The 1,481-nt window shown below is 64.2% G+C and carries 1 protein-coding gene; it reads left to right on the top strand.

Annotated elements, in window-relative coordinates; all coding sequences use genetic code 11:
• Nucleotides 1-1,248, top strand: a 1,248-nt coding sequence (locus INT21_RS19035; RefSeq protein WP_193085589.1) for an IS1380-like element ISPsp9 family transposase, incomplete at its 5' end; no start/stop codon positions are given.
• Nucleotides 1,249-1,481: the final 233 nt, after the last annotated feature.

Raw genomic sequence — 1,481 nt, 5'->3', positions numbered from 1 at the left:
GAGGCGCTGGAAGACAATCTGGTCGATCGACGCCACCCGCTGCGCATCCGTCATTCGCTGGCCAGCCAGTTGCGTACCCTGGTGCTGCAGCGTGCGATGGGCTGGATCGATCTCAGCGATACCGACACGCTGCGCCGTGACCCGCTTTGGCAGTTGGCCTGCAGCGATGCACGCGGCATGACACCCCTGGTCCAGGACCGGCCGTCTCAAGCCACGCTGTCGCGGCTGCTGAGCTGCCTCGGTCGTAACGACAATATCGATGCCGTGCACGAAGGCCTGTTGCGGCTGGTGGTCTGGCGCCTGACCTCGCTGCAGAACGGTGAACGTCCCAAACAGCTGACGCTGGACATCGATGGCCTGCCGATCGAGGTGCATGGCCATCAGGGCGGGTCGGCCTATCATGGCCTTTACGGGGCCCGCATCTACTCGCCGCTGGTCGCATCGTTGGCGGAGACCGGCGACATGGTGGGCGGCCTGCTGCGCGAGGGCAACGCCGGCCCGGCAGAGAACGCCGACACCTGGATCCCGCATCTGGTACGACGACTCAACGAGAGCACCGGGGCACAGGTTCGTGTGCGCATCGACGCCGGTTTTACCGATAACGCGACGCTGGAGGCCCTGGAGGATCGGGAGATCGAATACCTGGGCCGGTTGCGCAGTCACACCGGTCTACAGAAGCTGGCAGCACCGCTCCTGAAGCGGCCACCCGGCCGGCCACCCGAGCAGCCTCGCGAGTGGTGCCACGATCTGGAGTACCAAGCCGGCTCCTGGTCGGCACCGCGGCGCGTAGTGCTGGTGGTGCAGGAACGCCCCGATGACCTGCTGCTGCATGCCTTCTTCCTGGTCACCAACCTCAGCAAGTTCGACTGGCCGCCAGAGAAGGTCCTAGCACTCTATCGCAAGCGCGGCAGCGCCGAGGCGCACATGGGCGAGGTGAAATCAGCACTCGACGTGCATCTCTCCTCGACCGACCGCGGCGCTTCCACCGTTCAAGAGGTGATGGCCCGCAACGAAGTGAGTCTGCTACTGAGTCTCTACGCCTACCAGGTCTTGCATGGACTGCGCTGCCTCCTGGAGCGGCAGACCCGGCAAGGCTGGAGCCTCAGCCGGATGCGCGAGCAGGTGCTGAAGGTCGCCGCCACGCTGAGGCTGCACGCTCGGCGAATCACCGTTCATCTGGGTGCCGCCGCCGACAAGTGGTGGCCGACGCTGCTGAAGGGGTTGCCGAAGCTGACCGCACTGAGCTGACGCTCCTGCGAGACCACCACAGCATCAGAAAGCGAGCGACCGGAGCGGCGGTCGGCGATCACGGCTGCTTGGACGGCCGCCATTGATTCCAAAGAGCTATAAGTAAGTAGGAAAAGGGCTGCGTTCTGGCATTACTCAACAGCCACTCGCGCTGAAGATGCGAATCCTGATAAGCAATGCCAACAGCCAGTACCTTCAGACCGCTCAATCAGCGCCCTCGTGAATAAGGCGGG

Origin of the sequence: Halomonas sp. 3F2F, assembly GCF_014897805.1 — a bacterium.
Lineage (GTDB): Bacteria > Pseudomonadota > Gammaproteobacteria > Pseudomonadales > Halomonadaceae > Vreelandella.
Note: the sequence above shows the minus strand (reverse complement) of the source record. Positions and strands in the feature narration are given on the sequence as shown.